General features: G+C 64.1%; 26 protein-coding genes. 17 read left to right on the top strand and 9 right to left on the bottom strand.

The window, feature by feature from the left end:
• Nucleotides 1–14: 14 nt before the first annotated feature.
• Nucleotides 15–1,238: an FAD-dependent oxidoreductase gene (locus AB4074_RS13560; protein WP_441413843.1), complete on the bottom strand. Its 1,224-nt coding sequence runs from the start codon at nucleotides 1,236–1,238 to the stop codon at nucleotides 15–17.
• 107 nt (nucleotides 1,239–1,345) lie between these two features.
• Between AB4074_RS13560 and AB4074_RS13565 the strand changes: the two genes are divergently transcribed.
• Nucleotides 1,346–1,879, top strand: coding sequence for a MarR family winged helix-turn-helix transcriptional regulator (locus AB4074_RS13565; RefSeq protein ID WP_441413844.1), 534 nt, complete (start codon nucleotides 1,346–1,348; stop codon nucleotides 1,877–1,879).
• Between the two features lie 8 nt (nucleotides 1,880–1,887).
• On the opposite strand, the gene AB4074_RS13570 is transcribed toward AB4074_RS13565, so the two are convergent.
• The 5 genes from AB4074_RS13570 to AB4074_RS13590 form a co-directional block, all read right to left on the bottom strand.
• A complete protein-coding gene (locus tag AB4074_RS13570; protein ID WP_441413845.1) occupies nucleotides 1,888–2,298 on the bottom strand; it encodes a DUF6855 family protein in 411 nt (136 codons plus the stop codon).
• A gap of 88 nt (nucleotides 2,299–2,386) precedes the next feature.
• The gene (locus tag AB4074_RS13575; RefSeq protein WP_441413846.1) at nucleotides 2,387–3,025 is read right to left on the bottom strand and encodes a hypothetical protein; all 639 of its coding nucleotides are present in this window, start codon (nucleotides 3,023–3,025) and stop codon (nucleotides 2,387–2,389) included.
• Nucleotides 3,026–3,056: 31 nt separating this feature from the next.
• Complete coding sequence (locus AB4074_RS13580; RefSeq protein WP_441413847.1) at nucleotides 3,057–4,346, bottom strand: macrolide family glycosyltransferase; 1,290 nt, start codon at nucleotides 4,344–4,346, stop codon at nucleotides 3,057–3,059.
• 28 nt (nucleotides 4,347–4,374) lie between these two features.
• The gene (locus tag AB4074_RS13585) at nucleotides 4,375–5,088 is read right to left on the bottom strand and encodes a DNA alkylation repair protein (protein WP_441413848.1); all 714 of its coding nucleotides are present in this window, start codon (nucleotides 5,086–5,088) and stop codon (nucleotides 4,375–4,377) included.
• A gap of 33 nt (nucleotides 5,089–5,121) precedes the next feature.
• Nucleotides 5,122–5,268, bottom strand: a complete 147-nt coding sequence (locus tag AB4074_RS13590) for a hypothetical protein (protein WP_234754026.1) — start codon at nucleotides 5,266–5,268, stop codon at nucleotides 5,122–5,124.
• Nucleotides 5,269–5,401: 133 nt separating this feature from the next.
• Between AB4074_RS13590 and AB4074_RS13595 the strand changes: the two genes are divergently transcribed.
• From AB4074_RS13595 to AB4074_RS13610, 4 genes are read left to right on the top strand one after another with little or no spacing between them, the layout of a single operon-like run.
• Complete coding sequence (locus AB4074_RS13595; RefSeq protein ID WP_441413849.1) at nucleotides 5,402–6,205, top strand: hypothetical protein; 804 nt, start codon at nucleotides 5,402–5,404, stop codon at nucleotides 6,203–6,205.
• Nucleotides 6,189–6,938 (top strand): LamB/YcsF family protein, encoded by a 750-nt coding sequence (locus tag AB4074_RS13600; RefSeq protein WP_441413850.1) that lies wholly within the window; start codon nucleotides 6,189–6,191, stop codon nucleotides 6,936–6,938. The genes AB4074_RS13595 and AB4074_RS13600 overlap by 17 nt, the downstream gene beginning before the upstream one ends.
• A 37-nt stretch (nucleotides 6,939–6,975) precedes the next feature.
• Nucleotides 6,976–7,569: a 5-oxoprolinase subunit PxpB gene (gene pxpB, locus AB4074_RS13605; protein WP_441413851.1), complete on the top strand. Its 594-nt coding sequence runs from the start codon at nucleotides 6,976–6,978 to the stop codon at nucleotides 7,567–7,569.
• Nucleotides 7,569–8,498, top strand: coding sequence for a biotin-dependent carboxyltransferase family protein (locus AB4074_RS13610; protein ID WP_441413852.1), 930 nt, complete (start codon nucleotides 7,569–7,571; stop codon nucleotides 8,496–8,498). The genes pxpB and AB4074_RS13610 overlap by 1 nt, the downstream gene beginning before the upstream one ends.
• A 155-nt stretch (nucleotides 8,499–8,653) precedes the next feature.
• Here AB4074_RS13610 and AB4074_RS13615 read toward each other — a convergent pair whose 3' ends face one another.
• Nucleotides 8,654–10,015 carry a DUF445 domain-containing protein gene (locus AB4074_RS13615; protein WP_441413853.1) on the bottom strand — a complete coding sequence of 454 codons (1,362 nt, stop codon included), beginning with the start codon at nucleotides 10,013–10,015 and terminating at the stop codon, nucleotides 8,654–8,656.
• 50 nt (nucleotides 10,016–10,065) lie between these two features.
• Here AB4074_RS13615 and AB4074_RS13620 point away from each other — a divergent pair, with 50 nt between their 5' ends.
• Entirely contained in the window at nucleotides 10,066–10,977 is a 912-nt protein-coding gene (locus AB4074_RS13620) for a glycerophosphodiester phosphodiesterase (RefSeq protein ID WP_441413854.1), read from the top strand.
• Between the two features lie 60 nt (nucleotides 10,978–11,037).
• Here AB4074_RS13620 and AB4074_RS13625 read toward each other — a convergent pair whose 3' ends face one another.
• The gene (locus tag AB4074_RS13625; RefSeq protein WP_441413855.1) at nucleotides 11,038–11,775 is read right to left on the bottom strand and encodes a fumarylacetoacetate hydrolase family protein; all 738 of its coding nucleotides are present in this window, start codon (nucleotides 11,773–11,775) and stop codon (nucleotides 11,038–11,040) included.
• A 183-nt stretch (nucleotides 11,776–11,958) separates the two neighbouring features.
• Here AB4074_RS13625 and AB4074_RS13630 point away from each other — a divergent pair, with 183 nt between their 5' ends.
• From AB4074_RS13630 to AB4074_RS13640, 3 genes are read left to right on the top strand one after another with little or no spacing between them, the layout of a single operon-like run.
• Nucleotides 11,959–12,453: a DoxX family protein gene (locus tag AB4074_RS13630; RefSeq protein ID WP_441413856.1), complete on the top strand. Its 495-nt coding sequence runs from the start codon at nucleotides 11,959–11,961 to the stop codon at nucleotides 12,451–12,453.
• Nucleotides 12,450–13,202, top strand: a complete 753-nt coding sequence (locus tag AB4074_RS13635) for an AzlC family ABC transporter permease (protein ID WP_441413857.1) — start codon at nucleotides 12,450–12,452, stop codon at nucleotides 13,200–13,202. The genes AB4074_RS13630 and AB4074_RS13635 overlap by 4 nt, the downstream gene beginning before the upstream one ends.
• Nucleotides 13,199–13,510 carry an AzlD domain-containing protein gene (locus tag AB4074_RS13640; RefSeq protein ID WP_366178545.1) on the top strand — a complete coding sequence of 104 codons (312 nt, stop codon included), beginning with the start codon at nucleotides 13,199–13,201 and terminating at the stop codon, nucleotides 13,508–13,510. The genes AB4074_RS13635 and AB4074_RS13640 overlap by 4 nt, the downstream gene beginning before the upstream one ends.
• 55 nt (nucleotides 13,511–13,565) lie before the next feature.
• Here the strand turns inward: AB4074_RS13640 and AB4074_RS13645 are convergent, their stop codons facing one another.
• On the bottom strand, nucleotides 13,566–14,186 hold the full coding sequence (locus AB4074_RS13645; protein ID WP_437773940.1) for a TetR/AcrR family transcriptional regulator: 621 nt from the start codon (nucleotides 14,184–14,186) through the stop codon (nucleotides 13,566–13,568).
• Between the two features lie 70 nt (nucleotides 14,187–14,256).
• Between AB4074_RS13645 and AB4074_RS13650 the strand changes: the two genes are divergently transcribed.
• The 8 genes from AB4074_RS13650 to AB4074_RS13685 all read left to right on the top strand — a co-directional run bounded on the left by AB4074_RS13650 (nucleotide 14,257) and on the right by AB4074_RS13685 (nucleotide 20,122).
• Complete coding sequence (locus AB4074_RS13650) at nucleotides 14,257–14,580, top strand: thiamine-binding protein (RefSeq protein ID WP_441413858.1); 324 nt, start codon at nucleotides 14,257–14,259, stop codon at nucleotides 14,578–14,580.
• Nucleotides 14,581–14,706: 126 nt separating this feature from the next.
• On the top strand, nucleotides 14,707–15,003 hold the full coding sequence (locus tag AB4074_RS13655) for a WXG100 family type VII secretion target (protein WP_441413859.1): 297 nt from the start codon (nucleotides 14,707–14,709) through the stop codon (nucleotides 15,001–15,003).
• Nucleotides 15,004–15,112: 109 nt separating this feature from the next.
• Complete coding sequence (locus tag AB4074_RS13660) at nucleotides 15,113–15,394, top strand: hypothetical protein (protein WP_441413860.1); 282 nt, start codon at nucleotides 15,113–15,115, stop codon at nucleotides 15,392–15,394.
• Between the two features lie 65 nt (nucleotides 15,395–15,459).
• Nucleotides 15,460–17,466, top strand: a complete 2,007-nt coding sequence (locus AB4074_RS13665) for an alpha/beta hydrolase (protein WP_441413861.1) — start codon at nucleotides 15,460–15,462, stop codon at nucleotides 17,464–17,466.
• 5 nt (nucleotides 17,467–17,471) lie between these two features.
• Entirely contained in the window at nucleotides 17,472–18,077 is a 606-nt protein-coding gene (locus AB4074_RS13670) for a hypothetical protein (protein ID WP_441413862.1), read from the top strand.
• A gap of 44 nt (nucleotides 18,078–18,121) precedes the next feature.
• Nucleotides 18,122–18,481: a hypothetical protein gene (locus AB4074_RS13675; RefSeq protein ID WP_441413863.1), complete on the top strand. Its 360-nt coding sequence runs from the start codon at nucleotides 18,122–18,124 to the stop codon at nucleotides 18,479–18,481.
• 318 nt (nucleotides 18,482–18,799) lie between these two features.
• The gene (locus AB4074_RS13680; RefSeq protein ID WP_441413864.1) at nucleotides 18,800–19,402 is read left to right on the top strand and encodes a hypothetical protein; all 603 of its coding nucleotides are present in this window, start codon (nucleotides 18,800–18,802) and stop codon (nucleotides 19,400–19,402) included.
• Between the two features lie 36 nt (nucleotides 19,403–19,438).
• Nucleotides 19,439–20,122, top strand: a complete 684-nt coding sequence (locus AB4074_RS13685) for an O-methyltransferase (RefSeq protein ID WP_441413865.1) — start codon at nucleotides 19,439–19,441, stop codon at nucleotides 20,120–20,122.
• Nucleotides 20,123–20,134: the final 12 nt, after the last annotated feature.

Below are 20,134 nucleotides of genomic sequence, written 5' to 3' on the forward strand. Positions count from 1 at the left end.
TGCTTGAGCGAACTTCAGCGCGCCGGCACCGTCTCCGACCAATCCCAGTCGATGTGGTGGCGATAGACCCAGTCGAAGTTGTCGGCCGTCTTCCGGGCGAGTGAGCGGAAGACGGCCTTCAGGACAAGGTCTTCAAAGACCCGCTTGAATTGGCCGCGGATCTTCGGGGCGGCGTTCCTGCGGCCCCATTCGACCACTGATTCTGCCCGGCTCCGGCGTTCCTTTTCATAGCGGGACAGGGCGCCGGGGATGTCGCCGGGCGAGATGCCCCGGAGCGATCGGCCCAGCGAGATGGCGTCCTCGATGGCCATAGAGGCGCCTTGCCCGGACGACGGCGATGCAGCGTGGGCAGCGTCTCCCACCAGCACCAGGCCGCCTCGATGCCAGCTGGGGATGCTCGGAAAATCTGAGGTGGTGTACGGCCGGATGATGCCGTCAGTAGCGTTGATGATCTCAGCCATGGGCGTGCGGTCCCCTGCTACGAGCTGCGTCAGCCAGGACTTGCGGGCGCTGTGGTCCAGCGTGGCCGGATCCTCCGATGACCGCTGAAGCGGATTGGCAAACCACCAGATCTTTCCCTCCGGATCCTGCATGTAGCAATAGAAGCAGCGCTTGCCGAAGACCATCTTCATTCGTCCCGGTTCGAGGTCCAGCAGCCCGGCCGGGAGCAACCCGGCTTCGACGATGCCGCCGGTGTTGAGCAGGGGGATATTGCGGGGAGCCGGGGACGAGGGGTCGATCAGCCGCCGCACGGCCGAGTGGAGGCCATCGGCGCCTACCGCCAGGTCTCCATGCGCGGAGGTGCCGTCCGTGAAAACGGCCGTGACGCCGTCGGGCGCTTCTTTCACCGTGGCGAGCCGCTTGCCATACTCGATGCGGATCCCGCGGTGGCCTGCCGCCTCGCGGAACATGCCGTACAGCTCGGAACGCGTCATGGTGCGGGCGGTGGTGCCGTCAGGAAGGGATCCGCCGTAGTCGAAGTCGATGAGATGTTTACCGGTACTGCCCAGATACATGGACATCTGTGGGGTGCTGAAGCCCAGGTTGGCGGCCGCCCCCTTGAGTTCGAGGGTTTCGAGGGCATCGAAGCCATTGACGGCCACAGTGAGGAAGCCGCCGACGCCGTCCGAGGGCCCACTGTAGGCCTCGAAGACGGTGGCGTTATGGCCGGCTTTCTGTAGCGAGATGGCTGTGGCGAGTCCGGCGATCCCGGATCCGATGACAAGGCAGTTCAACATGGCGGAGTCCTCTGCAATTTATTTCGTTCGGTTGAAAGAAATATATGACTCGCCGTAGGCGCGGTCAATCCTTTCGGTGAGACGAAATAATTTGCTAGCCTCGGAGGATGGAAAACCCCCCCGGAGTCAGTACGCACCGCCAAGACTTGCTTGAGGCGGTCTTTGCCTCGGGACGGGAGCTTTCGACGGCGGCCGTCATGTTCCACACCAAGCTGTCCGAACTGCGCGGACTGTCTGCGACGGAGGGCAAAGCGATCGACATCCTGCTGCGCTTCGGACCCATGACGGCGGGGGAATTCGGCCAACATTCCGGCCTGGCTCCAGCCTCGGTCACGGGATTGATGCAACGGCTCGAGAGCAAGGGCGTGGCGCGCAGAGTCCGGCACGAAGGGGACAAGCGGAAGGTCCTGATCGAGCTCGTGGGGGACCAGGTGACTGCCGCGATGCCCCATTTCGTCGATTTCATGGGCGGGCTCGCGAGCCTGTTGGAGGGATACAGCGACGAAGAACTCCGCGTCATCGCGGACTATTCCTCCAAAGCCGCACGGATCCAGCAGGACGCGGCGGGGCGGTTGAGTGCCGCACCCGGCGGTGACGCGCTCGACGACGGCGGCCGCGCGCCGTCGTCGAACCCCGCCTGAGGTGCTCCCTACTGAGGCGCTATGGCCCGCATGCTGTTGTTCCGCTTCTCGTGGGTGAGTTCGGCGAGTCCAAGCGCTTCCAGGAGCGGTGGCATGTACATACCGAAGCGACCGCGGTATCCCTTGCGCAGGCCGTACCAACCGCCCACCGGGTTGCCGTCGTCGCGCCCCCAGGCCTCAACCGTGCCTTCGGCGGCCGGCTTGTTCTCATCGGCGGCCCCGAGCGGCACCCAATCGCCCTGCTGGAGTAGCCACGCATGCAGGTCCTCGATGGCGCTCAAGTGGTACTTGAGGGTCGTGGAACCCACCTGGCAAACGATCGCGGGAGGGTCACCCGCTTCGTCCCGGTACATCGAGTAGTCGGAGGAACCAGGCGGGGTGGTGAGTTTCCAGGGGTCTTCCTTGGATCCAGCGGCCATGTTCGGTGTCCTTCCTGGCGGGCGTCGCGCGGTGTTGGCTACACGCTACACAGGGCCGGGCCGAATGTCTGCGGGACCCCACCCGGGCTTAGGCGCCCTCGGCTAGCCGAACCGCCAATGCCCGGCTGTAGCTCGCGGGCTCGCTCCGCGTCACCGCCGAAACAACTAGTTGCCGCCGGCTGATGCGTTTGGCGTAGAAGCCGGCGTAGGGGAGAACGATGATCTCCTCCAGGCCACTCTCCCAGGCCGGAATCAAGGCCTGCAGGCTATCGCGTTCCGCAGTCGGCGGAACTGCAGGGACCAGGGAATTGTGCCAGGCATGGAAAGCCGCCTGGTCCACGCCCTCGCTGCCGTACTCAGAACTCCACAATGGGGGAATGAACGGGTGGAGCGGTTGACCCGGCCGGGTGACCTGCCGGATCACCTCGGGTGTGGGCCTGTTTTCCGCGGTCCGTTCCCTGATCTCGTACCAGTCCCAGGCGCGCTTCCAGGCAGCTTGCCACCTTTCCTCCCACTCGGCGACGCTCGCCGAACCAGGGGTCCGCGAGGTCCCCGGATCTGGACGGGGTGAGAGTGCGGGAATGTCGGCGTAGGGGGCCAAGCCCCAAGCGTGCCGGATGAACAGAAGCTCGTTCAGCGGCAGGGATCGGTCCTCGACGTTGATCACCATGTCGTGCGGCCATGGGTTGTTCCACGGCATACCCGCGGGAGCATTGATCCAGCGCATGAGGCCCTCCCGTCGCGATGATGGCTACACGCTACACAGCATCGGGCGGCGCTGGAAGGCGGACAGTGGGGCCGCGCAGGAAGCCTTCGATGGCGCCGGCGGCTGCGGCGGCTCCGCCGGAACCGCGGACACGGGCACTCATCGCTTCAAGATTGTCCAGGATCGCCTGGTCGCCGCTGACTTCAAGGACCGTTTCCCGGATGAGCTCGGGGGAGAGCCCCTCAAGGGGGAGACGGCGCCCGAGCCCCAGGTCCTCCACCCGGCGCGCATTGGCTCCCTGTTCGGGCTGCAGTGGGAAAGCTACCAACGGCACCCCGAAATAGAGCGCCTCCATGGTCGAGTTCATCCCGGTGTGGGAAAGGAACGCATCGGCGTGGGGAAGGACTTCAAGCTGCGGAAAGAAGGGCCGTACCTCAACGTTGTCCGGGACATCCCCCAGCTCGGACTCCTCGACGCGCTCGCCGATTGCCATGGCAACTTGCCAGTCTGTGCCTGCAAATCCTTCCAAGCACATTCTGAAGAAGTCCGGCCGGTCATTCAACGGCGTGGTGCCCAGCGAGACGAACAACAAAGGTCTGTCCTTCTCCCGGGGCTGCCAGGCTTCCTCGTTGCCCCGCACGCCGAGGCAGGGACCCACGAAGTGGAACCTGGCATCGAATGTTTCTCCCGAGGGCTGGAATTCCCTCGGGATGAAGGAGATGTTTAGCGACGCAGGAGGGCCTCCCATGAATTGCAGATGACCCACGCCATGTTCCGCGGCGAAATCGTTGATCCGTTGGCTTACCTGTTTCCAGGCCTCGACCATCCCCGGCGACGGCGGGCCGGGCATGAGATCCCGCATCGAGAAATGCTCATTGGTGGCATAGCTCGGAAGCAACGCAATATCGGGCAACGCCAACTTCGCTGCAGCCATCTTCCCCGAGAGCGTCATGGCGTCGTAAGCCACCCCGTCCGGCGGGTCCTCGGCCAGACGGGCCAGCAACGCCGGGAATTCCTCGCGTGCGCCCTTGAGAATCCGCTCAAGCAGTCCGGACATCATTCCGGACGGCATTCCGGCGAACATCCCCGTCATCGGTGACGGCGCAGGGCCGCCCTCTCCCGGGGGCGGACCGCCTTCAGCGGAACGCTCGCGCGGGGGGAGGAAGGCCGCCAGGTCCTCTCCACTGGGAAAGAACGCGGCGCCGGCAGATTCGACTGCCTTCGCGTACTTCGCCGACGTCGCATAGGTGACCCTGTGGCCTCTGCGAACCAGCTCGGCGACCACTGGCAACGTCGGGTTCACATGGCCGGCTGCAGGCAGACAGATGAAGGCTATGTGCATGGCACCACCCCCAAGAACAGTGGAGGCTTCATTTGGAAAGTTCGGCGCCATGAACGCTGCGTCGGCGCGATTTCAGCCCGGTCTCCAACTTGGTCCGGACCTCGCGCTTCACGCGGGCGGCAAGCTCGGTTTCATGCATTTCCAGGAAGGTCCGGACGGCCCGAGGATCCCATGGCACCAAGGACCGCAACGCCCAGCTGACTGCCTTGACCACGGTATCGTCGCGATCGTTGATCAAGATCCCGACGACGGTGAGCGTCCGTTGTGTATCACCTGTTCCCCACCGTGATCTCGTGTTGAGCACGGTAGTGGAGACAAGGGCTATGCGCCGCCACCAACGGTCCGGGCTCCGCGCCCAGCGGTCGACGTCGGCGTCCGAGATGAGTCCTTCGCGCCACGCCGGCCCCACCAAGTCGGCCGCGAAGGCATCGGCCTGGCCCCACGTAGCGATGCCTTGTCCCAAGTATTCAAGCCGGGCCGGCGTCAGCTCAGCGAAAGCCGCCCGATGGGAATTGATGAACTCCCATCCCTCCCAGTCAAAGCCCGCTTGTACGAGCCCTTCGGCGAGATTGAAGACGACGGCGGCGTCCATCGTGGCGATTTCCGCGGAAATCCTGCGTCGGACGGTGCGGAAGCTCGCGGCGTCGTGCTTCTCCAAAGCGCGCAGTTCGTCGAGGACGCGCGCCAACAATTGCCCCGGTTGAGTGTCCCCCGGAGGGACGAGCACCCCGTGCGAAGCCACTTTCGGGCCCCCGATTTCGCAGGCTGAACGCTACTATGCGGGGGCGTCGTCGGTATCCGGCCCTTCGGCAGGTTCCTGGCTATGAAGGCCGGTATCGTGCGACACCCAGCCCTCCGTTTCCCCTTCGGCAGGGGCGTCGCTGTGATGGCGGACGTCGTTGGACTCTGCTGCTTTTTCCATTCCGGATACTTCCTGTCCTTCGTTGGACTGTTCCCGTGAACGCACTCAAGTCTACGCCGGGGAGGGGGCGTGTGGCCTAGGCTAGGCCAAGGAACTACCGAACGAATCCAAGGGCTGAATGCAGAGGTGAAGAATGGCAAAGCGACCCAATCAGGCAGTAAAGATTGCGCAGGAAACGGCCCACAACGCCATGTTCGACGCCAGCGGCAATGCCAAGCCCGGTGTCCACAACGTGCTCCTTCGGGCTGTCGAGGTCCAACGTCCCCTTGTCCTGGCGAACCTGCGTCGCTTGCAGCGCAAATACCCGCAGGCCACGGCGGCGCAGCTGGCCGCCAAACTGGAGAGGGACTACCTCGCCGCAGTCACCGGCGGGGGTGCCGCCGTTGGGGCAACCGCCGTCGTGCCCGGTATCGGTACGGCAGCCTCGCTGGGGCTGTCCGCGCTGGCCACCATCGGCTTCCTGGAAGGAACCGCCCTTTACGCCGCTTCCCTGGCCGAGCTCCACGGCATCCGCCTGACCGATCCGGACCGTGCTCGAACGATGGTCATGGCCATCATGCTCGGCGAGGAAGGCACCGCGCTGCTGGGTGCGCTGAGCGGACAATCGCTCGGCAAAGGCAAAGGCGTCACGCAGGCCTGGGGCAAGACCCTCACGAAGAAGCTGCCTGGCGGAGGATTCGGGGTCATTCGCGACGCCATCCAGCGCGCCTTCCTCAAGCGCCTCGTCCAGCGCCAAGGCGCCGCTTTCCTCGGCCGTGCCCTGCCTTTCGGCGTCGGGGCCGTGGTTGGCGGAGTCGGAAACCGCGTCATGGGGCGTGCCGCAGCGGCCTCGGCGAGGGAAGCATTCGGTCCCATGCCGGACATCATCCCGGGCGAGCTGCTCCCAGCCGCCCGGCAAAACGCGCTGGAAGGCGGAAATAGTGGATCTCAACGCTGATTCGGGGGAGTCGTTCGGCTCCTGGACCATGGGGAACGACGCTTCAATGTTCCGGATTGTCAGCAGCGCCAACGTTGCCTGCGGCTTCCACGCCGGGGACCCGGTGACGATGCTGGACAGCTGCCGTGCCGCCTTCGAGCTCGACGTCCGGGTCGGCGCCCATGTGGGCTACCGGGACCTGCATGGCTTCGGGCGCCGAGCGATGGACATGTCCTTCGATGAGCTCTTCGGCGACGTCCTCTACCAGCTCGGTGCCCTGGACGGCATGGCCCACGCGGTGGGCGCTTCCGTGGACTACGTCAAACCCCACGGCGCCTTGTACAACAGGATCGTTCACGACGTCGAGCAGGCCGAAGCCGTGGTGGCGGCGATTCACGCCTACGATCCCGGGCTTCCTGTCCTTGGCCTGCCGGGTTCCGCTTTGCTGCGGATCGCCGAAGAATCCGGGCACCCGGTCTTCCGGGAGGCCTTCGTGGACCGCGGCTACATGCCGGACGGCACGTTGGTTCCGCGCTCGCAGGACGGTGCACTGGTGCACGACGCCGCCGCGGTAGTCGAACGGGCCGTGCGCTTTGCCGTACGGGGCGAGGTGCTGGCCGTGGACGGCACGGTGGTTCGGGTGAAGCCCGATTCGTTGTGCATCCATGGCGACACCCCGGGTGCTGTCGAGCTGGCGGCGGCGGTGCGCGCTGGGCTTGAGGAAGCTGGTGTGGAGATTGAGTCCTTCGCCTGACCGGATCCTTCTGCCCTGCGGCGACAGCGCTTTCTTGGTGGAACTGCCGGAACTGACCGCCGTCGTCGCGTACTACCGCGGGCTGACCGGCACCGGCGCTTCGGCTCGCTTTTCTGCGCCGCAAGGGATCATCGACGTCGTGCCCGCCGCCCGCACCGTCCTCGTCACCTTCGATCCCGGGACGATCCGTCCCTCCGACGTCCGCGACTGGCTGGAGTCCGCGGAGCCTGCAGCGGGGGTCTCCGCCTCGGGCCGCGAAGTGACCATCGAGGTCTCCTACGGCGGCCCCGACCTCGCCGAGACGGCACAGTTCCTCGGCATGAGCGAGGCCGAAGTGGTCAAGCTTCACACGAGCTCCGAGTGGACGGCCGCCTTTTCCGGCTTCGCGCCCGGCTTCGTGTACCTGGTCACCACACATGAGCGGCTCCGCGTTCCGCGTCGGAACACTCCGCGCACTGCCGTGCCGGCCGGCTCGGTTGGCCTCGCAGGCGAGTTCAGCGGCGTCTACCCGCGATCGTCTCCGGGCGGTTGGCAATTGATCGGAACCACGACGGCGGCACTGTGGGATGCGTCCAAAGCCGAGCCCGCGCTGATCCGGCCGGGTGACCTGGTCCGATTCGTGGAGGCGTGATGGGGATCGTAGTGGTGAACCCCGGCCCACTCACCTTGGTGGAAGACCTTGGCAGGCCGGGCTGGGCTTCGTTGGGGCTGAGCCCTTCCGGCGCCCTCGACCGGCAATCACTCCGGCTTGCCAATCTGCTGGTGGGGAATCCTGCGGAAGCGGCCGGATTGGAGATATTGCTGGGTGGGCTTCGCTTGAGGTTCGTCACGGCGTCGACGGTCGCGGTGACAGGGGCGGAGGGAATCGTGACACTCAACGACGCCGAGATTCCGCTGAACCAAGCCGTACGGGTGGCGCCGGGTGCGGTGCTGGACTTCGCTGCTCCAGTGTTCGGACTGCGATATTACCTGGCGGTACAGGGCGGCATCGATGCTCCCAAGCTCCTCGGTTCAAGCAGCACGGACATGCTCTCCGGTGAAGGCCCCGCGCCGTTGAAATCGGGTGGGCAGTTGGGAATCGGGCGTGTTTCCGCGGGCAACGGCCTGGTTTCCGGTGTGGGTTCCGTTCCCGGACCGGGATCTGGGGCCAGTGCGGGCATTGGGACCCGCAACAACGCGCATGCCCTCCCTGCCATCCGCCGCGCTCCCGATCCGGGGCGCGCCATCACGGCCCGAGTGGACCGCGGTCCCCGTGCAGACTGGTTCGACGACGACTCCTGGCGCCGGCTTGTCAGCCAAGATTGGACCCTGTCGCCTGATTCCAACAGGATCGGTGCCCGACTGGTGGGCCGCCCTCTCACCCAGACCCGGCTCGAGGAACTGCCCAGCGAAGGCATGGTGCTCGGCGCACTGCAAGTGCCGCCGTCGGGCCTTCCGACTGTATTCCTCGCTGATCATCCCGTGACGGGTGGCTACCCCGTGATTGCCGTGGTGCGTCGCACGGATCTGGACTTGTTGGGCCAAGCCCGCCCCGGCCAGCGGATTCGTTTCCTGGGCTGAGGGTTCCCCTCCACCGGACATGCCCCTTGCTGCCTGCCGGGTGCCCACTTGGGACATGCGCCTTCCCGGGTCGAGGAGTGGACATATTGGGATTATGTCCGTTGCTCAGAGGCAGCGTTGGGCATGTCCCTTGTTGCGGGCGGGCCGAACCCGCGTCAGCCGAAAACCAAGTGCGCCACGGTGAAGATCGCGAGCCCAGCCAGCGATCCCACCACGGTGCCGTTGATGCGGATGTATTGCAGGTCCTTGCCCACCTGGAGTTCGATCTTTTGCGAGGTTTCCTCGGCATCCCAGCGTGCGACGGTGTCCGTGATGACCCCCGCGATATCGGAGCGGTACGTTTTGACGAGGTACCCGGCTGCATCACCGATCCAGGCATTGACCTTGCCCGCGAGCTCGTCGTCGTTGACAAGCCGCGAACCGAAGTCCCGGACAGCACTCTTGAAGCGCTGTGTCAGTTCGCTGTCGGGATCGTCGACGGCGGTGAGCAGCGCGTCCTTGATGGTGCCCCACGTGCGGGAAGCGAGTTCGCGGACCTCGGGATCACCGAGGACCTGGGTCTTGATTGCCTCGGCCCGGGCAATCATTGCGGGATCGTGCTGGAGGTCCTGGGCAAGATCGCCGAGGTATGTATCGATCGACTGGCGCACTTGATGATCGGGATCCTGCTGCACCGCCCGGATGAACTTGGCGATTTCGTTGTAGACCCGGTCGCCCACGATGTCGTCTACGAAGGACGGAACCCAGAGCGGCGAACGGTCGGACACGAGCCTGTTCACCGTGGAGTGGTTCGCTTCCACCCAATCCGCCGCACGGTCAACCAACAGATCGACCAGCTTGTGGTGGTGGCCGTCGGCAAAGATCCGTTCGGCCATCCGGCCCACGGGCGGTCCCCATGGCGGAGTGAGCAGGTGCTTGCGGACCATGCCCTCGATCACTGTCTGGACGTCGTCGTCGTTCAGCACGGTAAACGCTCCGCGGATCAGTGCTGAACCTTCCTTCGCGATACGCTCCGGGCCGCCCGGGGAAGCGAGCCACTTGCCGGCTTTCCGGGCGATGTCCACGCCCGCGAGCTTCTCCTGGACCACCTGCTCGGACAGGAAGTTGGTCTCCACGAATTCCCCAAGCGAAGCGCCGATCTGGTCCTTGCGCCGCGGAATGATGGCCGTGTGCGGGATTTTCAGGCCCATGGGGTATTTGAACAGCGCAGTGACGGCGAACCAGTCGGCCAACGCTCCCACCATGCCGCCCTCGGCAGCCGCCCGCACGTATTCCAGCCACGGATACTGCCTCTGCAAGGCGAAAGCAGCGGTGAAAACCACCGCCATCACAATCAGGAGCGCCAGCGCCACCGATTTCATCCGACGCAGGGCAGCGGCCTTTTCGGCGTCACCGTTTCGTTGCCCGACGCCGGCCGCAACCGTAGAGCTGTTCCGGGCATCTGCGTGCCGCGTGGCCTCCGCCGTCGGGTCGCTATCGCTCTCGGTCACCGGGATTTGTTCAGAGTTCACCTGCATGTGCCCAGCGTAGCCCCGTCGCCGTCGTGGGCGTGGGCTACCGTGTCCCCATGACGAATGACGATCTCGGCCGTTCTAACAAAAGCCCAGACCAAAGCACGGAGCAAAACACGCGGCCCATGGTCTACGCCCACCGCGGAGCGAGTGCCGCATTTGCGGAGCACACGCGCGCCGCATACCTGAAGGCAATCACCGATGGCGCCGACGGCGTCGAGTGCGACGTCCACCTGACCAGGGACCAGCACGTTGTCCTGCTTCACGACGCAAACTTGGACCGTACCTCGGACGGCACCGGTCCCGTGGCTGAGAAGACGCTCGAAGAGCTGCGGCAGCTGGATTTCTCTTCCTGGAAGGGCGCCCGGATTCCGGACCAGTACGGCGCAAAGTCGGACCAGCTCCTGACGCTCCCGGAGTTGCTGGAGATCCTGCGCGGTGCCGGCAGGACCATCGGCCTGGCCATTGAACTCAAGCACCCCAGCCCTTACCAGCTCAAGCTTGAAGACCGCGTGCTCGAGCTTCTGGGCAACGAAGGGTGGAACGCAGAGACCTCCATGCTGGACAACATCCAGGTTTCCTTCATGAGTTTCAGCCCGGATTCGATCAAGCACCTGCTCCGGTTCGTTCCCGCGGAGCACATCTGCCAGCTGGTGGACGACGTCACGGTGGAGGAAATCCGCGATGAACTCGGCCTGGGCGTCATCACCGGGGGAGCGGTGGCCAACGTGATGAAGGCAGCCCAGCAGGAAGGCGAACGGATCCTGGACGACTGCGAGGTTGGACTGGCCGGCCCGGGCATCGACTACGTCCGCAAGCACGCCCGCACCGTTCAGCGCTGGCTTGAATCCGGCCGCCGCTTCCGGGTGTGGACAGTTGATTCAGAGAACGATGTTGCGTTGTGCCAAGGCCTGGGCATCCACGAGATCACCACGAACAAGCCGGCGCAAGTCCTGGCCCAGCTTTAGGCTCCCAACTAACTGGCAGTTGTTGTCGTTCTGGGGCCCCAAAACGACAACGACTGCGAGTCAGATGACCGTGTTGCTGAGGGTTCCGATGCCGCCCAGCGTGATGTCCACCCGGTCGCCGGGCTGGACAGCCACGAAGGTGTTCGGGGCTCCCGTCATGATGATGTCTCCCGGTTCCAGCGTCAGCCATTGGGTGACGTAAACGAGGCAATCCGTGATGGAGGATGGAAGGTTGAAGGAACCGGACCTGGCTTTGACCTCGCCGTTGACCACTACCTCGGTGCTCACGTTGTCCGGGTCCTCGATCCCGGTTTCGATCCACGGTCCGAGCGGCGTGTAGTTGGTGCCGGACTTGCCCTGGAAGAGTTTTTCGTCGACCTGGTTTTGGTCCACATTGGTGACGTCGTTGACCACCGTGTAGCCCAGGACGTGGCTCAAGGCGTTCTCGGCCGTGAGCTTCTCCGCACGCTTTCCGATGACGGCGGCCAGTTCGCCTTCCACGTTCACTGTGCCCGCGTTGCGCACGGCCACAATGTCATCACCGGGGCCGGCGATGCTGTGGACCGACTTGTGCCAAGCCTGGATGGGCAGCACGTGGTTGTTGTTGCCCAGGTTGTGCCCGATTCCTAGCACCACTGAAGGTCGGACCGGGGCGAGGAACAAGGCGTCGTCCGCGGAACTGGATTTCCCGGTGAAATAAAGAACCTCGGCAAAGGGGTCCTCGATATGGTCCCAGCTTCCGTTGCGCAGGACTGCGTGCGTCGGGCCGGAAGGGGTTTGTAGTCGGGCGATGCGCATGGAACTCCTCGTTGAATTTCTTGTGGCGGCGGACGGTGCGGCGGACGGTGCCAGCCACGGTCTAAAGAAAAACATACATCATGCTGAACTTAGTCCAGTATCTTGAACGGCAATGAATTGCCTACGCTCGGTCAGGCAACCCTCCGGTTACCGCGGCGGGCGGGGCTGTGGTTGCATGAATACATGCCTTTTTCATGGTCCGCCCGGACAACCCAGACAATCTCCGCGGCGGCCATGAGTGCACTGTTACTCGTAAGCGCCAGGAAGCACTTCCAGCAGCCGAAGTTCTTTGCACCGGTCGTCCCGGATTATCTGTGCCGCGTTGACAATCCGAGAGAAGGCTTCGAACTCGAAGCCGGCCAAGGCAAGGCCGACGCGACCGCACCTCGGAACGGCGCTTTGGCGGTCATGTCCCGGGAGGAATGGATCGCGGTGAGTGGATTGCTTGAGGCGGTTGCCGCCGTCGGGCTCCTCATTCCTGCCACGCGCAGGGCCGCAGCCCGTGGCACCACGCTGATGTTCACGGCGTTCCTGGCCGGCCACGTGGACGCGCTCCGCCGCGCATACTCTCCTGCCGGAACGTCGTCCGCGCGGCGGATTCACACCCTGCGCCTGCCTCTGCAGCTCCCTTTGATCCTGTGGGCATGGAGTCTGGCTGGAGCGAAACGGGGCGCATGAAACTCCTCGAATCCCCGGCGGTGAAGGTGGGCCTCTCCATCAGCATCGCAACGGGCCTCTACGGCATCTCGTTCGGGGCATTGGCCTCAGCCTCCGGGTTCAGCTTCTGGCAGACCATGGCGTTCAGCCTGCTCATGTTCAGTGGAGGATCGCAGTTCGCCTTCATCGGCGTCGTGGCGGGCGGCGGTTCCGGCATTGCGGCCATGACCGCTGCCGCGCTGCTGGGCTTGCGCAATGGCATCTACGGGATGCAGATGAACGCGCTGTTGCGTCCCAGCGGATGGCTCAAATACCCGCAAGCACACATCACCATCGACGAGTCCACTGCCACTGCCTCGGGACAAAGCGATTCCGACGAACAGCGCCGTGGCTTCTGGACGGCCGGACTCGGCATTTTCGTGCTGTGGAACATCTTCACGGCTGTCGGAGCCTTGGCGGGCGATGCCTTGGGCGATCCCAAGCAGTGGGGGCTCGACGGCGCCGCCGTGGCAGCGTTCCTGGGCCTGCTCTGGCCTCGGCTCAAGGGCCGTGAGCCCTGGGCGATCGCCGCTGCTGCTGCTCTGGCGACCATTATTACGGTTCCGTTCGTTCCGGCGGGCGTGCCCATCCTCGTGGCCGCCGTCGTGGCCGGGGCCATTGGCTGGTTCAGCCACGGACGCAGTGACGAAGGCATGGAGCCCGACGTCGATCCCTACCCGCACGGTCATTCCAGTGCTGACGCTTCCAGCCGCGAAAGGAACGCCGAATGAACCTCTGGCTCTGGATCCTTATCGCCTGCGGACTGGCCTACCTCACCAAGCTTTCGGGTTATTTCGTGCCGGCGAAACTGCTGCGGAGTCCGCGGATGATGCGCGTGGCCGGCACCATGACCATCGGCCTGCTGGCGTCCCTGACCGTCGTCAACGCGGTGGCGTCCGGGCAGTCCCTGGCCTTCGACGCCCGGCTCGGTGCGCTGGCAGCCGGGGCCGTCGCGCTGTGGCTCCGTGCCCCGTTCCTTGTGGTGGTCATCGTCGGATCGGCGGCTGCTGCCTGCCTGCGGCTGCTCGGCTGGCGCTGAACCGGTGCGCGCGGTTCCAACCGTGGCAGCGGCGCGCAACGCCGTCGTGCGCTGGTTACTCGAAAGCCATCCCGGGAATGGGGGTCTGCTGTGGCAGCGGGCGCGACGGGCGTTCGGTGCGGATGGCGTCCTCAAGCAAGGCAACCGGCCGTTCCCAAGCGCGGGATCCCGGCTCCATGGTGTCCACGGCGCCGATCAGCATGGCAACAAGGCGCACCATGTCCTCGATGGAGATGTCCCGGCGCAGCGAACCCTGACCCTGGCCGCGGCTAAGCAGTTCAGCCATGGAATCGATCAAGCCGCCTGTGATGCCCACCAAGAGTCCGCGGCGGCCGGCGACGGCGCCCAGCAAGTTCGCGTCTTCGCTGGCAACCTGCACCACGGCGTCGATCACGTTGATAAGCCCGACGGCGGCATCCATGCCAGCGAGGGCATCTTCCACGACCGGGTCCACATGAAGCCTGAGCTGCCGCGACAGGGCGGCCAGGACGAGTTGTTCTTTGTCAGCGAAGTTGCGGAACAGGGTAGCCGGGCCAACACCTGCGGTGGTGGCGATCGTCTGGAGTGGAACCTCCGGGCCCAGCTCACGGAAGCACTGGCGCGCTGCCGTGATGATCTTGTCTACATTGCGCGCAGCATCAGCTCTGAGTGGCTTGCGTTCCAAGGGCCGGTCCATGCTGCTCACAGTAGCAACGGAGGGGCTCCAATCACTTTTGTGACATTCTTGCCCGTGAAAGACTGGATTCATGTTGCTTGCCTTTTCAGTTGCCCCGTCCGGCCAGCCCGCTGCTGGCGCCGTATCCGCTGATGGCTCGGTGCACGACGCCGTTGCCGAGGCCGTCAAGATCGTCCGCGATTCCGGGCTCCCCAACCAGACGGACTCGATGTTCACCACTATCGAGGGCGAGTGGGATGAAGTGTTCGACGTCGTCAAGCGCGCCACGGAGGCAGTGGGCAAGTACGGAAACCGGGTTTCCTTGGTGATCAAGGCGGATATCCGGCCCGGGTACACAGGGGAGCTCACCGGCAAGGTCGAGCGCCTGGAAAAGGCTATCGCCCAAGGAGAATAGGCCCTAACGTGCTTGGCGATCCGTACGCCTTGTATGCCAGGGAGCGGGGTTGCATCCCGCGTGAGGATTTTATAAAGTCGATGTAGTAATCGTCTCTTCCCTCCTCAAAAGTCAAGGAACCCAGTCATGGCGAATCTCAATGTCACCTTTGATGAGCTCGAAACAGCCGCCAAGAGCTTGGAAACAGGCAAGGCGGACCTCGAAGCGAAACTGGGCGAGCTTCAGAAGCAGATCCAGGCCTTGGTCACCAGCGGGTACGTGACCGACAAGTCCTCCCAAGCCTACGAAGCTGAATACCAGCAGTTCACCCAGGGAGCGCAGCAGACCATCGGCGGACTTGACGGACTCTCCCATTACCTTCACCACGCAGCCGAGACGCTTCGCAGCACGGACGAGCAGCTGGCCGGTCAGATCGGCAGGTAACTCCGTTGACAAACGGGCCCGGACGTCCGGGCGTCCCCGGCACTGAACCCCCGATCCGCCGTCGACCGGGGGTTCAGTGCGGTGATGGTTGGATTGCCTTGGGGGCGACATGGATTCTCTAAGGATCAGCAGCACGGCTTTGGATGTTGTCGGACGCTCGTTGGCGCAAGCCAGCGGATTCCTTGGCGATGCGAAACAGGTTCGCACGCGCGATGCCGGTTATTGGCGGCTCATGGCCAAGGGTGAGGAAGCCGCCGGCGCGTGGCTCGTGTCGATGGGTCCACTGACCGAGGCGGTAGCCGCCGACGGGAAACAGTGCATCGCGGCCGGTCAGGAATTCGCACGAATCGACGATGCACTGGCCGATGTTCTCACAGGCAGGACACCCTAATAGGCAGGCCAGCGGACTGGTCCTTGTTGGGCGGCACCGACCCGGCACCTGGAAGCGTTCAGGACATGCAAGAAGCGTCCAGAGCCTGGGGTGAAAACGCCGGACGGCTCGCTGATGCCCAGGACGTTCTCCACCGTGTGACGGTGGACGGTGCCGGATCCACGGTAGAGGCTGTCCGGACGCTCCTGCTTCGCGACGCGGCGCTTGTCGGGGTTTACCGGAGCGCCTGCGAGACCAACGCCAATATCTACAGGTCCTGGGCATCAAGCCTTGAAGGCTTCCAAGCCGAGGCGGACCGGTTGCGCGTCCATGCCGAACAGGCACAGCTGGAGCAAGCTCAAGGCTTGGCATTGTTGCACGCCCAAGCACCCCCGTCACCGTTCTCTGACTTGGCTACCCGCCCCAGCCCAATGCAGGAGCTATGGGACATGGACCGGCAACGCGGAAGCATCATCCTTCAGGGCAGCAACCAGACACTGGCCGAACTGCAGCGTCAGGCCGCGGACCTCAGGGACCGATACAAGAGCGAAGCCAACCGGCTGGCGGACGCCCTTCACGTTCCGACACCATCGGAGGCCGCACAACAGGCTCATCTCGATACCGATGTTCCCGTCGGGGACGGTGCGCTGGCGGCCCTGTTGGACCCGGGGAAAGACCCGCAGCTCAACAGATTGAAAGGCCTCCGGGACCAACTCCAAGCCGGGACTGCCGGTGCCCGTGTCAAGTATCTCGCCCTGCTGGCCGCGTTGACGCCTGCCCAATTGGCACTGTACGGCGCTTGGAACCCGGCCGCGGCCAGGAACCCCATTCCCGCGGGTACCAATGAGGACGTCCTGGCGGCAAAGAACTGGTGGGCGGCGCTCGATCCCGCCAGCAAGGCGGCACTGACCGCGGCCGTGCCCGGGATCATCGGCAACCTCAACGGCGTCCCGTACGCCGACCGGGCCAAAGCCAACAAGACCACCATCGACGCCACCTACAACGACCCCAACACCACCGAGGCAACCAGAAAAACCCTCGACACCATCAAGACCGCCTTGAAGGTCCCGGGCAAAAACGGTACTCCTCGGTCCGTTATTTCCTTCGATCTGAACAACGGCAGACCCTTGGCAGCGCTGGCTATCGGAGACATGCACACGGCGGGCAACGTCACCTGGAACGTCCCTGGCATGGGCGCCACTGTCGACGACGGACTGGAATCCTGGACAATGGCCGCACAGGACCTCTACGACAGCCAAAACGCCGCCTACAGGTACTTGAAACAAGCCAATCCCGGCACAGCAGTGGTGTCGTGGCTTGGGTATGACACGCCAGGAGCTCAGCCCAGTCCCGAAGTGCTTATGCCGTACAAAGCCGTGACAGGTGGTGACCGGCTGGCTGCGGCCCTGGACGGATTCCATACCACCCGTGGCGGTGGCGCCGCCGGGCTGCCCAAGGTGAACTTGGTTGCGCACTGCTACGGGACGACGACCGGCTCTTATGCGTTGACGAAGACGAACTTCAGCGTCGATACGGTCACGTTCTTCGGATCCGCCGGCGTCGACCCCCGTGCGGTTCCCGACACGACCGCCCTGCACGTGAACGCCGGGCCGGATCACAAACCTGCCGTCTATGTGACCCAGGCTTTGAACGACCGGGTGGCACCCTATGCCGGAATTGCTGGAAGCAGCGTTTTCGGCCCGCTCGTGCAGCACGGCGACTGGCTAAGAGTCAGCCCGTCCGATCCTGCCTTCGGCGGGCACAACTTCTCCTCCGACGGCGGTTACGACCCAAAGACGGGGCAGGCATACAAAATGGTCACCGGCCATGACGCAAAAGGCTGGTCCGACACTTTCCAGGTCGCAGGGGCCACCACCGGACATGGCTACCTCGACCCGGGAACAGAGTCTGCGCACAATATCGCCCTGGCCTCCACCGGGCACGGGGACCAGATCCAAAAACTCGTCCCCCTAAAACAAGAATGGGCCCCGGCCCTTCCAGACGGGAACAGTCCCTTCGGGTTCAACATTGACCCATGGCGGACGTTCCCCGACGAATCGAACCAAGACCCCGCAACCCTGACCAAAGGCTGACCACCATGACCCGCCCCACCCGACCTACATGCCGGATGCTTGCCGTGTCCGCCGTCGTATCGGCCCTGGCACTGGCCGGCTGCGCGCCCGCCACCACCCAGCCCGGAGGAACCATGACCAGCAACAACACGCCCAAACCCTTCGATGGCACGCGGCCCGCCAAGGAGGTCTTCACTGATTTCCTCAACGTCATCGACGACACCGTGCAGCACTCAGGAACAACGTTCCCCAAATGGAACCGCCAGGATGTCGCGGCCTACAACGCCCCCGCTTGCGGTGTCAAGGCCCGGGAAGACGGAAATCAGTACTATACAAATCTTGAAGGGGGCCCAGTCGGCGATCCAAAGGCTGCGGTCGAGTCGATGAAATCCCGCTGGGAAGCCCTCGGCTACACGATCGAAGGGACAGTGCCATGGCCGGGTGCCGCTGCAGCCATAGACTTGAGTGCAACGACACCGGCCGGTCTCAGAATTGTTTTCGGAGCGTCTACCAATGGCTCGACAATCAACGTGAAGAGTGATTGCACGCTCGACCCACTGTCGAAAGAGACAACGACAGAGACAATACCTCTGGGCGGAACAGGTACTGCTCCCGCTTCAGCCGGATCCTGAGCGGCAACGGATTCGGCGCTATCCATAGCTAAAGGCTGACCACCATGACCCGTCCTGCCCGCCCGGCATGCCACCTGCTTGCCGTGTTCATCGTCGCGTCGGCCCTGGTACTGGCCGGCTGCGCGCCCGCCACCACCCAGCCCGGAGGAACCATGACCAGCACCGGCGCCCCCAAACCCTTCGACGGCACCCGGCCCGCCAAGGAAGTCTTCACCGACTTTCTCAACACCATTGACGACGCCGTCCAACATTCCGGAACCACCTTCCCCGGGTGGGACCGGAAAAAGACTGCGGGCTACAGCACAGAATCCTGCGGGATTAATTCGAAGGAAGACGGTAACCGCTATGCCGTGGTGGACAAGGTGGCCCGATCAGCGATCCCAAGGCTGCGGTCGGAGCGATGAAATCCCGCTGGGAAGCCAAAGGCTACAAAATTGGGAACCTGTTCGATGAGAGTGAGACCACATCTGGCAAGGGCGTCGAGATCAATGCAACGACTCCCAGCGGTGTCGTCGTGCAGTTTTCCGCATCGGCCTTTGCCTCGTTCGTGAATGTGAAGAGTGACTGCACGCTTGACCCCCTAGCGAAAACGACAACGACGGACACCATCCCTCTGGGCGGAACAGGTACTGCGTCCCCTGCTTCAGCCGGATCATGAACGGCAACGGATCTGCTTTCCTCGTCCCTGGTCTGGCACCATCCATAGCTAAAGGCTGACCATCATGACCCGCCCCACCCGATCGGCATGCCACCCGTTTGCCGTGCTCGCCATCGCATCGGCCTTGGCACTGGCGGGCTGCGGGCTCGCCACCACCCAGCCCGGAGGAACCATGACCAGCACCCGCGCCCCCAAACCATTCGACGGCACCCGGCCCGCCAAGGACGTCTTCACCGATTTCCTTGACACCATCGACGACACCATCCAGCACTCCGGAACAACCTTCCCCAAATGGAACCGCAAGGACGTCACGGGCTACAACGCCGTTGCCTGCGGGATCAAGTCCCGAGAAGACGGAAATCAGTACTATACAAATCTTGAAGGTGGGCCGGTGGACGACCCGGACCAGGCCATCCAAGACATCAAGGCCCGCTGGGAAGCCAAGGGCTACGCAATTGGAAACATCTTCACCAACATGGGTGGAAACACTACCGCTCGACAAATAAATGCCACGACTCCCAGCGGCGTGTTCGTGCAGTTCATTCCCGGCAAGACCCGCTCATCAGTCGAGGTGAAGAGTGACTGCACGCTCGACCCCCTTGCGAAAGAGGCAACGACAGACACGATACCCCTGGGCGGAACCGGCACCTCTGCTCAAGGCGAGTAGCTTCCCTCCGCCGTGACCCGGTGCCAGACTGGGGCCATGTTTGAACACAAGGCCCAGCCCGGCTGGGTGGCCGTCGAGGAATACTTGTCCACCGTCGTCGTCCGCCCGAACGCCGCACTCAAACATGCGGTGCAGTCCGCCCTCGACGCCGCGATGCCGCCTATCGAGGTGGCGCCCAACGCAGGCAAGCTGCTCAAGATGCTGGTGCAGCTGTCCGGTGCGCGGCGCGTGCTGGAAATCGGCACCTTGGCGGGGTTCAGCGCGATCTGGATGGCCCAGGGCCTGCCCGACGACGGCCGCCTGGTCACGTGCGAATACCTCCCGAAACACGCTGAAATCGCCCGGGCGAACGTTGACATGGCGGGGATCGGCCACAAAGTGGACATCCGGATCGGCCCCGCGTTGGAGACGCTTGCCGCGCTGGCCGAAGATCCCACGCGGGACGGCCCGTTCGACTTCGTCTTCATTGACGCCGACAAGGAGAACGACTCCAACTACCTGGACTGGGCCATCCGGCTCGGGAGGCCAGGCACGGTGATCGTGATGGACAACGTCATCTGGGAGGGCGCCATCCTGGATCCTTCCATGGACGAAGTGAACGCTCCCGGCATCGTGCGTGCGTTGGAGATGATGGGCAAGGATCCGCGCCTCGACGCAACGGCCATCCAAACAGTCGGATCCAAGGGATGGGACGGCTTCGCGATAGCCCGGGTGGTGTGACGCTAGGCTGAG

The sequence above is a fragment of the Arthrobacter sp. 2MCAF14 genome, assembly GCF_052115645.1.
Lineage (GTDB): Bacteria > Actinomycetota > Actinomycetes > Actinomycetales > Micrococcaceae > Arthrobacter.

Bases quoted from the DNA above. Each gene is read 5' to 3' on its own strand.
- AB4074_RS13625 (WP_441413855.1), bottom strand. From the start codon at position 11,775: ATGCGCATCGCCCGACTACAAACCCCTTCCGGCCCGACGCACGCAGTC.
- AB4074_RS13680 (WP_441413864.1), top strand. From the start codon at position 18,800: ATGACCCGCCCCACCCGATCGGCATGCCACCCGTTTGCCGTGCTCGCC.
- AB4074_RS13670 (WP_441413862.1), top strand. From the start codon at position 17,472: ATGACCCGCCCCACCCGACCTACATGCCGGATGCTTGCCGTGTCCGCC.
- AB4074_RS13630 (WP_441413856.1), top strand. From the start codon at position 11,959: ATGCCTTTTTCATGGTCCGCCCGGACAACCCAGACAATCTCCGCGGCG.
- AB4074_RS13590 (WP_234754026.1), bottom strand. From the start codon at position 5,268: ATGGAAAAAGCAGCAGAGTCCAACGACGTCCGCCATCACAGCGACGCC.
- AB4074_RS13655 (WP_441413859.1), top strand. From the start codon at position 14,707: ATGGCGAATCTCAATGTCACCTTTGATGAGCTCGAAACAGCCGCCAAG.
- AB4074_RS13580 (WP_441413847.1), bottom strand. From the start codon at position 4,346: ATGCACATAGCCTTCATCTGTCTGCCTGCAGCCGGCCATGTGAACCCG.
- AB4074_RS13675 (WP_441413863.1), top strand. From the start codon at position 18,122: ATGACCCGTCCTGCCCGCCCGGCATGCCACCTGCTTGCCGTGTTCATC.
- AB4074_RS13575 (WP_441413846.1), bottom strand. From the start codon at position 3,025: ATGCGCTGGATCAATGCTCCCGCGGGTATGCCGTGGAACAACCCATGG.
- AB4074_RS13615 (WP_441413853.1), bottom strand. From the start codon at position 10,015: ATGCAGGTGAACTCTGAACAAATCCCGGTGACCGAGAGCGATAGCGAC.
- AB4074_RS13650 (WP_441413858.1), top strand. From the start codon at position 14,257: ATGTTGCTTGCCTTTTCAGTTGCCCCGTCCGGCCAGCCCGCTGCTGGC.
- AB4074_RS13640 (WP_366178545.1), top strand. From the start codon at position 13,199: ATGAACCTCTGGCTCTGGATCCTTATCGCCTGCGGACTGGCCTACCTC.
- AB4074_RS13645 (WP_437773940.1), bottom strand. From the start codon at position 14,186: ATGGACCGGCCCTTGGAACGCAAGCCACTCAGAGCTGATGCTGCGCGC.
- AB4074_RS13610 (WP_441413852.1), top strand. From the start codon at position 7,569: ATGGGGATCGTAGTGGTGAACCCCGGCCCACTCACCTTGGTGGAAGAC.
- AB4074_RS13660 (WP_441413860.1), top strand. From the start codon at position 15,113: ATGGATTCTCTAAGGATCAGCAGCACGGCTTTGGATGTTGTCGGACGC.
- AB4074_RS13620 (WP_441413854.1), top strand. From the start codon at position 10,066: ATGACGAATGACGATCTCGGCCGTTCTAACAAAAGCCCAGACCAAAGC.
- AB4074_RS13595 (WP_441413849.1), top strand. From the start codon at position 5,402: ATGGCAAAGCGACCCAATCAGGCAGTAAAGATTGCGCAGGAAACGGCC.
- AB4074_RS13635 (WP_441413857.1), top strand. From the start codon at position 12,450: ATGAAACTCCTCGAATCCCCGGCGGTGAAGGTGGGCCTCTCCATCAGC.
- AB4074_RS13570 (WP_441413845.1), bottom strand. From the start codon at position 2,298: ATGGCCGCTGGATCCAAGGAAGACCCCTGGAAACTCACCACCCCGCCT.
- AB4074_RS13685 (WP_441413865.1), top strand. From the start codon at position 19,439: ATGTTTGAACACAAGGCCCAGCCCGGCTGGGTGGCCGTCGAGGAATAC.
- AB4074_RS13665 (WP_441413861.1), top strand. From the start codon at position 15,460: ATGCAAGAAGCGTCCAGAGCCTGGGGTGAAAACGCCGGACGGCTCGCT.
- AB4074_RS13560 (WP_441413843.1), bottom strand. From the start codon at position 1,238: ATGTTGAACTGCCTTGTCATCGGATCCGGGATCGCCGGACTCGCCACA.
- AB4074_RS13565 (WP_441413844.1), top strand. From the start codon at position 1,346: ATGGAAAACCCCCCCGGAGTCAGTACGCACCGCCAAGACTTGCTTGAG.